Raw genomic sequence first — 9,354 nt, forward strand, 5'->3', positions numbered from 1 at the left:
GCCGATCGTGACATTACTATCAGCTTGAACCCATGACCGACTGAAGGCGCGACGGCGGTCGACCTGCAACCTTTACTCGCAAGCTGTCGAATGCCAGATAAATCACCGGCGTAGTAAATAACGTCAGTACTTGCGAGACAACCAGGCCTCCGACGATCGCAATACCAAGCGGAACTCGCAGTTCGGATCCCGGCCCCGTTCCCAGCGCCAGTGGCACCGCACCGAACAATGCGGCAAGCGTCGTCATCATGATGGGCCTGAATCGCAGCATGCAGGCCTGACGTATGGCGTCGTACGGTGCAAGCTTCTGCGTTCGTTCAGCAACGAGCGCAAAGTCGATCATCATGATCGCGTTCTTCTTGACGATACCGATCAGCAGAATGATGCCGATCATCCCCATGATGGATAAGTCGAGGTTGGCCAGCTTGAGCGCCAACAAGGCTCCAAGCCCGGCGGATGGCAGCGTCGAAATGATCGTCAGAGGATGAATAGCACTCTCATAGAGGACGCCAAGCACGATATAGACTGCAACGATGGCCGCAAGGATGAGCCATGGCTGACTTCTCAGCGAGTCCTGGAACGCCTGTGCCGTCCCCTGAAAGGTCCCGATAACGGTGGCCGGCATGCCTGCACTCGTCTCGGCTGCCTTGATCGCCGTCACCGCATCGCTGAGGGCGCTGCCAGGCTTTAGATTAAACGAGATCGTCGTCGCCGGAATGGATCCTTGATGATTGATGGAAACCGGCAGAACACCGGTCTTTAGCGATCCGAGCACGCTGAGCGGAACCAGCTTGCCAGTTGTGGAAGACTTGACATAGAGGTGCGACAACGCCTCCGACGACAGTGCAAACTGCGGCGCTAGCTCCATGACGACATGATACTGGCTGACTTGCGTATACATTGTCGCGATCTGTCGCTGTCCAAAGGCATCGTAAAGTGTCTGGTCGATTTGCGAAACACTCACACCCAGCCGAGATGCCGTCGAGCGATCTATTTGGAGCGTGAGGCTGGTTGCGGCCTTTTGCTTGTCGGAAATCACATCCTGCAGCTCCGGGAGACCCTTTAGAACTTTGGTCATGTTCGCAGCCCATTTGTCGAGCTCAGTTGGATCTGGATCCTGGAGCGTATATTGATACTGTGAAGCGGAAGATCGTCCGCCAATCTGGACGTCCTGGCGAATCTGCAGGCCGACGGTCAACCCTTCCATGCCAGCTGTCGCCGTTCTCAGACGCGCCAGCACTGCCGATGCTGAGCTCCGCGTCCCGATAGGTTTCAGATTGATCTGAAGCTGACCGACGCTGGCCGACGGACTTGGGTTGATCCAATAGGCGACGTTGTCGACGGCTGGATCGACCATGACAATATGCGCAAGCGCTTGCATCTTGGTCGACATGTCAGCGAAGGAAATGTCAGTCGCAGCCTGCGCCTGCCCTTGAACCCATCCCGTATCCTGTTGCGGGATAAAGCCTTTTTGTATGGAAATGTAGAGCCAGCTCGTTACCGCCATGGTTGCAACCGCAACGATAAGAATGGCAAGACGGTTGCGAAGGACGACATCCAACATCTTTCCGTATCCCGCCGTGCACGTCTCGAAAAACGCCTCCGACCAACGGAAAATCGTACCATGCGGCCTGTCGTGGTCATGCTTGATCAACCAGGCGCACATCATCGGAGTGACCGTCAGTGAGACCAGCCCAGATATCATGATTGCCACGCTGATCGTCACCGCAAATTCTCGGAAGAGCCGGCCAACGATCCCGCTCATCAACAAGATCGGAATGAAAACGGCAACCAGCGAGACGGTCATGGAGACTATGGTAAAGCCCACCTCGCGCGAACCTTCAATGGCGGCTTCGAGGGTTGACCTGCCCTCTTCCACATGACGCATCACATTCTCGATGACGACGATAGCATCGTCCACGACAAACCCGACGGCGATGGTCAGCCCCATGAGCGAGAGATTGTCGAGACTGTAGCCGGCGAGATACATGATGGCAAATGTGCCGATCAGAGATAGTGGAATTGTCGCTGCCGGAATGATCGTCGCCCAAAGGTTCCGCAAAAAGCTGAAGATCACCAAGACGACCAGGCCGATGGTAATGAGGATGGTGACCTTCACGTCGTTGACCGAGGATCGGATCATTCCCGACCTGTCGGCGACGACCGACAGCTTGATCGCTGTTGGCAGCCCCGCCTCCATTTGCGGCAGCCTCGCCTTAATACCGTCGATCGTGTCAAGCACGTTCGAGCCGGCCATCTTGTGGACGTCCAGCATCACCGACCGGTTGTCCTCGAGCCATGCAGCCTGATTGACGTCCTCCGGCGCCGATAAGACGGTGCCAAGATCTTCCGCGCGGATGGGTGAGCCGTTCTTGTAGGCGATCACCATCGAGCGGAAAGCGGGAACGTCCATGATCTGGTCGGTCGCATCGAGAACCGTGGTACGTCCGTTGCCGGCGAGCTGTCCTTTGGGCTGATTGACGGTTTGGGCACCGACAGTGCTGCGAATGTCTTCCATTGTTAGGCCGCGTGCGGCAATCTTGTCCGGGTCCAGCTGAATTCGGATCGCCGGTCGTTGAGGTCCGTGATAATCCACGAGCCCTACGCCGTTCATCTGGGACACCTGCTGCGCGATGATATCTTCGGCATAATGATCGAGCTCGGTCGTCGGAATCCGATCGGACGTGAGCGCCAATGTCAGGATCGTCGCTTCCGCCGGATTGCTTTTGTGGAAATCGGGAGCGGCCGGGAGATCCTTGGGCAATTGGCCGCTGGCAGCGCTGATGGCAGCCTGAACATCCTGTGCTGCCGCATTGATATCCCTTGTGAGATCGAACTGCAGTGTAATCGACGTCCGCCCCGACGAACTCGTCGACGTCATCTGCGATACGCCCGAGACGGTGGAGAGCTGATTTTCGAGCGGCGTCGCAACCGATGTCGCCATAGTCTCCGCGCTGGCGCCGGGAAGAGAGCTTGAGATCTGGATTGTGGGAAAGTCCACCTGAGGCAGTGATGCGATCGGCAGCAAATTATATGCAATTGAGCCGACAATAAGAAGTCCTGCGGCCAGCAACGAGGTTCCGACTCTACGCTGGATGAAAATCTGGGAGAGGTTCATTGAACTGCCTCCTCGCCGGTTGCGGCCAATTTCTTGCCGTCACCACCCGGCGTGGAAACTATAGTTCCGTCGGCAAGTCGCGATTGACCGGAGGTGACGATGATTTCACCGCTGGAGACACCTTGCGTGACTGCGGTGAGGCCTGCATATGCGTTTCCGGTGGTCACGGAAGCTGTGGCAACCTTGTTGCCCGGCTTGACCACGAAGACGTAGGGGCCGGCCTGTCCATTCTGTATCGCCGAAGACGGGATAACCGTCGAGTTCGCATCCGTACGTAATGTTATGTTTGCAGTGACCAATTCTCCGGGCCAAAGCGTCAGGTCATCATTTGCAAAGACGGCCTTCAATTTCACCATGCCGGTCGATGAATCGACCTGACTGTCTATCGCACTCAGTTTTCCGTCGGCAAGGTGCTTGGCACCGTCACGGCTATAGGCCGAGACGCTCAGTTGAGCTTTCGCCTGCCCTTCCATCAGATCGGGAAGATCATCCTGCGTCAGCGCGAATTCAAGCGCGATGGGCCGCATCTGCGTGACGGTCACCACTCCCGTCGCGTCAGTTGTTCGCAGGATACCGCCCTCCTGCTGCTGGCGCAAACCGACCCTGCCACTGATCGGGGCCGTGATGGTCGCGAATTCTAAATTGAGTTTGGCGGTATCGAGCGCCGCTTTTCCCGAGGCGGCCGTCGCATCCATGACCTGGACCTGAGCCGCCGCCGTCTGAGCCGCCTGAGTGGTGCCGCTGCCCGTGGTCGTCAGCTTCTGCGCCCGCGCCTCATCGATCTTGGCCTGGGCAAGCTGTGCCAGTTCCTTGTCGTAGTCCGCCTGCGCCTGGGCAACGGCTGCCGCATAAGGGCGGGGATCGATCGTTGCGAGGATGTCGCCGGCGTTGACGTCCTGCCCCTCGGTGAAAGCTATGTGCTGAAGCTGGCCATCGACGCGGACCTTTACGTCCACCGCGGTCAAGGGAGAGACGATGCCGAGACCGCTGCGGACAACCGGCAGGTCCTTTATTGATGCTGTTGCCGTTTGTACTGGGACCGGAGCGCGTTCGACCGCCGAGGCTCTGGTTTTGCTCAAACCAGGCTCAGGCCAGTAAAAATATGCAGCAGCGGATCCCGCTGCCACCAGAGCACATATCCCCAGAAGATAAATTGATTTGGCTGAACTGCTTGACCCTGAAGGGGCTCTATCCACGACAATGCTCCATAACGCGCTTGGAATTGCGCACAGGCCGGGAACCCGCAACGCACTCCCTGGAATGTGAAGGATCGCAAGTGGCTGCCAATTCGCGCCAGGATGAAAAATTATTTATGTTTCGCAAAGCCGCGGCCTAAGGCTTGATGAGATATCCGGCGCCGGGAACCGTGATGATCATGCTCGTCGTTGAGCCCATGTCGATCTTCTTGCGCAGCCGATGGATATGCATGTCGACAATGTTGCCCCGAGGATCGAAGTCATAATCCCAGGCTGCCTCAAGCATCATCGAACGGGTTACGACGGAACCAGCGTTGCGCATAAGGGCCTGCAGCAGCAAGAACTCCCTGAACTGCAGATCGATGATGCGCTCTTTCCTACGCGCAATCCGTCGCCGGATGTCAAGAGAGAGATCGCCAACAATCAGGATGGTCTCATGACCCTCGTTGATGAAGTGCTTGGTGATTGCTTCAATGCGGGCAAGAAGTTCGGAAAAGAAGAAGGGCTTGGCCAAATAATCATCGCAGCCAGCGCGCAGTCCCTCCACACGATCCGCCGTGCTGGCCAATGCGCTTATCATGATCACGGGAACGTTGACCTTCATCTCGCGAAGGCGCCTGACGAGTTCCAGGCCATCGAGCTTGGGAAGCAGCCGGTCCACGATCAAGCCATCGTAGATCAGCTCCATTGCAAGTGCGAGACCGAGTTCACCGTCGCCTGCGAGATCGACGACATGCCCGCATTCGGAGAGCCCTCGCTTCAAATAGGCCGCACTTCGGTCATCATCTTCAACTACCAGTAGGCGCATTCAATCCTCGTTGAAGATTACACTTCGCTCCACGCCTTCCCAAAGATGAAATTGATTTCATGTTCAGGCGAACGAACATTCAATATTGATTATCTAGACAATAGGCAGAAACTACTCAGCGTTCTTGGAGGAAATGTGTCGAAGATACTCGTGGTCGAGGACGACGTGGGGACCGCATCGGAAATCGAGGCGGCGCTTGTGGACCATGGTTGCTCCGTTACTCAGTCGCTCGACGGCCGGGACGGACTGGTCAAGGCGATTTCCGGCACATTTGACGCGATCGTTCTCGATCGCATGTTGCCTGGCACCCTCGATGGCCTCGGGATGCTGGCTGCGCTGCGTGCAGCCTCTGTCCAGACGCCTGTTCTCATCCTAAGCGCCCTTTCTGCGGTTGACGAAAGAGTAAGGGGCCTCAAGGCGGGCGGGGACGACTACTTAACGAAGCCGTTCGAAGCCCTGGAACTGACGGCACGACTGGATGTTCTCATGCGTCGCCGCACCAGTGCCACTCAAGAAACGATCCTGAGGGTCGCCGATCTTGAAATCAATCTGCTGACCCATACCGCCACCCGGGCCGGCAACGCTATCGATCTTCTGCCACGTGAGTATCAGTTGCTTGAGTATCTCGTCCGACACTCGGGTCAAATCGTGACCCGCACGATGATGTTTGAGGAGGTATGGCATTATCGCTATGGGGAGGCGACGAATGTCATCGATGTCCATATCAGTAAACTTCGCAGGAAGTTGGATCTGCCTGGCCTTGTGCCTTTGATCCGAACGCTTCGTGGTTCAGGCTATGTTCTCGATGCGACCAATTGAACTTTTCAGGACGAGCGGGTTCCGATTGGCCCTTGCTTTTCTACTCGTCTTTGGTGCTGCGGCAAGCGCCTTGTTTCTGTTTGTCGATTGGCAAATGCAGGGGTTTCTCGATCAGAGAAGCGACGAATGGTTGACGCGCGAAATGCAGTCGATTCAAGGCCTGCCGCAAGATGCCGTCATTTCACGCCTTGCGGCGCGGAGTAAGGATCAGACGAATAACGAGCGCCCATTTTCGCTCTTCGACCAGAACGGCAAGCTCATCGCCGGCATCCCGCTTGCCTTTCCGGAAAAACCTGTCTTCGACGCTCCCTTCGACTTTGCCGATCACAGCGCCTTAAAGAAGGACCACTATAGGGGAATGCTGCATCGCCGCGCCGATGGTGATTCAATCCTCGTTGCGCAAAGTTTACATGAGCAACGCGAGTTCCGGGAGCGTCTTGAAAACGCGACGCTTTTCGCGTCGCTGACGACAGCGATACTCGGTCTCGCCGGTGCTGTCGCAGTTGGCCTGGGAGCGGTTCGGCGCCTCGACGCCATGTCCAACGCAGCAGCGCAAATCATGAAAGGCGACCTCAAGCAGCGACTGCCGACGGGTCGCGCCGGCGGCGACATTGATCGTCTCGCTAAAGTCGTCAACGAAATGCTCGATGAAATCGAGCGCCTGATGCAGGAGGTAAAGGGCGTTTGCGACAACATCGCCCACGACATGCGTACGCCGCTTACCCGCCTTCTCGCAAGCCTTGAGCGCGCGCGCCGGCGCGCGACAAGTATTGAGGAATATCACGGCTATGTTGATGAAGCGCTAGACGAAATTCGCGGCATCTTGAAGACGTTCAGTGCGCTTCTACGCATCTCGGAAGTGGAAGACGGGCTGCGACGATCCGGTTTCGTCGAGATCGACCTGAAGGCAATAGCGCGCGATGCAGTTGAGTTCTTCGAACCTGCGGCCGAAGAATGCGGTGTCGCCCTCGCCTATGCATCAAGCAGCAATGATCCCGCGATCATCTCGGGTGATCCCAGTCTGATCTTCGAAGCAATCGCCAATCTGATTGACAATGCAATCAAGTTCACACCGAGGAATGGAAGCGCGATCGTACGCGTTGAAAGTAACGGACACGGCGCGACCGTGGCCGTCGAGGATACCGGCGTAGGGATCCGTAAAGAAGATGCCGACGCCGTGCTTCGCCGCTTCTATCGAGCTGAGAAAAGCCGGCATGCTCCGGGAAATGGGCTCGGGCTAAGCCTCGTATCAGCGATTGCCAGGCTTCATGGGATGCGTCTTGAAATCACGGCGCCGCATATCGGCACTTGTGTGCGTCTTGCGACCGTATAGCACCGCTTTGGCATGCGCTCCACGTTGATCGCCCAGGGCTGACGTCCTCACATTCATCGGAAGGGCGACTGAAGCCGAGAGCTGATTTGCAAAGGAAACATGGGCGACAACGCGAAGCGCGATGTCTGTGCTCCAACAAAGGGTACGCAATTGAGATACCCTGATAATAGCGCTGGCGCGGATACTCCTCTTACCTCAGACTTCTTCTTCGGCGGTAGCCAACCCTCCCCGTTCAGTGGCTGTTGCCGATTTGCCATCTATGTCGACGTCGGTCAGTTCATCGCCTTCCTGCCGGAGGCTCATGAAGCCGACGATCGCAGCGAGAAATATTGCGCTGGTTGTGATCGTGCTGAAGCCGAGGCCGCCATATTGCATAGGCTGAGACATCAAGTCGCCAAAGGATGCACCGAGAGGTCTGGTCGGGATGTAGACCAGCCTGTAGAGTTTCACTGCATTCTGACCCATTTTTCATTTATCAATGATCCATCCAGTTCCGGTCAAACCATTGAAGGATTGGTTGTATCAGTATTGATGCAGGGGCACGACGATACGCAAATCTAGGTGAAATCGCAACGCAAATGAACAGTGAAGACAACAAGCCTCGACGCAGCCTATGACTCGACGAAGTTCTACGAGGCTTGGCGGACGGTGATCCAACGATACGGAATTTATAATTCCTACTCCAGTCGCGGCGCCATCAAGGGCCTGCTGCCACATAACCTGCGGGATATCCTTGCGACACATATCCTGAAATAGACAGGCTCCTACGAGCAGGCGAGCTATGCCATTCAGGATACTCCAGATGCCCTGCAGCAGCACTACGGTCGTTTTCTGCCACATGACAGGCGGCACTTGCGGCCAAGATTCTGAACCAAGTTTGGGAAGCGGCGTGATCATATCCATGCCGATCGCCTAAGATGGTGGTAGGCCGCGATCACGCGATACCGGCGGGCACCGTCAGCTCGCCGGCGAAACGCCTGGAGGCTAACGGCGCGAAATCCATATGCCTTATCACGCGGACTTATCTTTATCTCTTGAGAATGCCAACCATCCGATTCACAGCGCCCCAATATTCTTTGTGCACGGTTTCAGCCGACTCTGAGATAGCAAGCTTCCATGCAGGTCCGCGATCCCATGCTTCTTCCAATGCTTCAGCCAATGTGGGCCCATGACCTGTCATCGGCAGGGCATCGAATAGCATGCCTGCCTGTCTTAGGTCTTTATCCCGCTTAGCCTGCCCACCAGCGTCATTTTTGCGGCGGCCGGCAATGATAAGCTTGTGCACTGCATACCTGCAAGGATCAGGGATGACCACCGAGATCCCGGGACCATGTAGCAAGATCGAACGAACGGGATCTCGGATCAAGAAATCCATGAATCTTAGTGGCTCAGCCGACGCGCCACCGAGAGCAGGCATGTTGGCAGGTTTGTCGGAATATTCTTCCGCTCCACTGTTCGTCGTCATGAACTCGACCCGGTAGCCGGTTTGGTTCCGGAAGGCATGAGATAGAGGGCTCCCGCTGATGTGCGGAACAGCCCGAAACGTTGGATCAAGTGCTCTCAGGAGATCGAGGATCGGCGGCAGGGAATCGGCTACCTCGGCGGAGATTGCAAAATCCTGAGCCAGGTCTGCATCACCTGTCGGGACCGCTGCTGACGGCAGGCGGATGCCGAGATATGCCGAGTAACATTGAAAAGCGACAGTGCCGATAAGAACACCGCGCAGTCGGAATAGACCTGCCTTAGCAAGTGCTTGTACGACATCGCCGGTGAAGCGATCAGCAACTATTAAACCAGCTTCCCGCGTCAGCGTGGAAACGAACTTGCGGCGGGCCTTGTAGTCCGACTTCTCGCCCTTGAACGTTTCGACACGTTCCGAAATTAAGGGATCGTCGGCGGGCCCGACATACCGGCGCTTCTGCCCTCCCTCACCATCGGGCTGGTCGAAATACCAATAACGTCGCCCATCGACTGCGACAGGCACGAATCTACCTGACGGGGGGAAGTCCTCCGCCCAATCGTCATCGAATGCCCGTTGCTGAAGTTCAGCGACCATGGTCCGGAACATGAGATCAATCTG

General features: G+C 56.5%; 7 protein-coding genes and 1 pseudogene (1 of these 8 running past the window's edge). 3 read left to right on the forward strand and 5 right to left on the reverse strand.

Features of this window, described 5'->3' with window-relative positions; all coding sequences use genetic code 11:
* Positions 1–19 precede the first annotated feature (19 nt).
* The 3 genes from QD461_RS31630 to QD461_RS31640 form a co-directional block, all read right to left on the reverse strand.
* A complete protein-coding gene (locus tag QD461_RS31630; RefSeq protein ID WP_414091075.1) occupies positions 20–3,118 on the reverse strand; it encodes an efflux RND transporter permease subunit in 3,099 nt (1,032 codons plus the stop codon).
* Positions 3,115–4,197, reverse strand: coding sequence for an efflux RND transporter periplasmic adaptor subunit (locus QD461_RS31635; protein ID WP_414091076.1), 1,083 nt, complete (start codon positions 4,195–4,197; stop codon positions 3,115–3,117). The genes QD461_RS31630 and QD461_RS31635 overlap by 4 nt, the downstream gene beginning before the upstream one ends.
* A gap of 253 nt (positions 4,198–4,450) precedes the next feature.
* A complete protein-coding gene (locus QD461_RS31640; RefSeq protein ID WP_414091077.1) occupies positions 4,451–5,122 on the reverse strand; it encodes a response regulator transcription factor in 672 nt (223 codons plus the stop codon).
* 135 nt (positions 5,123–5,257) lie between these two features.
* Between QD461_RS31640 and QD461_RS31645 the strand changes: the two genes are divergently transcribed.
* Together QD461_RS31645 and QD461_RS31650 are read left to right on the forward strand one after the other, a co-directional pair.
* The gene (locus QD461_RS31645) at positions 5,258–5,941 is read left to right on the forward strand and encodes a response regulator transcription factor (RefSeq protein WP_414091078.1); all 684 of its coding nucleotides are present in this window, start codon (positions 5,258–5,260) and stop codon (positions 5,939–5,941) included.
* A 25-nt stretch (positions 5,942–5,966) separates the two neighbouring features.
* The gene (locus QD461_RS31650; RefSeq protein ID WP_414091079.1) at positions 5,967–7,274 is read left to right on the forward strand and encodes an ATP-binding protein; all 1,308 of its coding nucleotides are present in this window, start codon (positions 5,967–5,969) and stop codon (positions 7,272–7,274) included.
* Between the two features lie 195 nt (positions 7,275–7,469).
* Here the strand turns inward: QD461_RS31650 and QD461_RS31655 are convergent, their stop codons facing one another.
* A complete protein-coding gene (locus tag QD461_RS31655) occupies positions 7,470–7,739 on the reverse strand; it encodes a hypothetical protein (RefSeq protein ID WP_414091080.1) in 270 nt (89 codons plus the stop codon).
* Between the two features lie 117 nt (positions 7,740–7,856).
* On the opposite strand from QD461_RS31655, the pseudogene QD461_RS31660 reads away from it, so the two are divergent.
* Positions 7,857–8,167, forward strand: a pseudogene (locus tag QD461_RS31660) (hypothetical protein); the annotation flags it as partial.
* Positions 8,168–8,301: 134 nt separating this feature from the next.
* Here the strand turns inward: QD461_RS31660 and QD461_RS31665 are convergent.
* Positions 8,302–9,354, reverse strand: the 3' portion of a protein-coding gene (locus tag QD461_RS31665) for a GSU2403 family nucleotidyltransferase fold protein (RefSeq protein ID WP_414091085.1). The gene runs 6 nt beyond the window's last position; only the last 1,053 of its 1,059 coding nucleotides appear in the window; its start codon lies off the right edge, out of view — the gene reads right to left on this strand; its stop codon occupies positions 8,302–8,304.

The sequence above is a fragment of the Rhizobium sp. BR 314 genome (genome assembly GCF_047445805.1).
GTDB classification, from domain to species: domain Bacteria; phylum Pseudomonadota; class Alphaproteobacteria; order Rhizobiales; family Rhizobiaceae; genus Rhizobium; species Rhizobium lusitanum_B.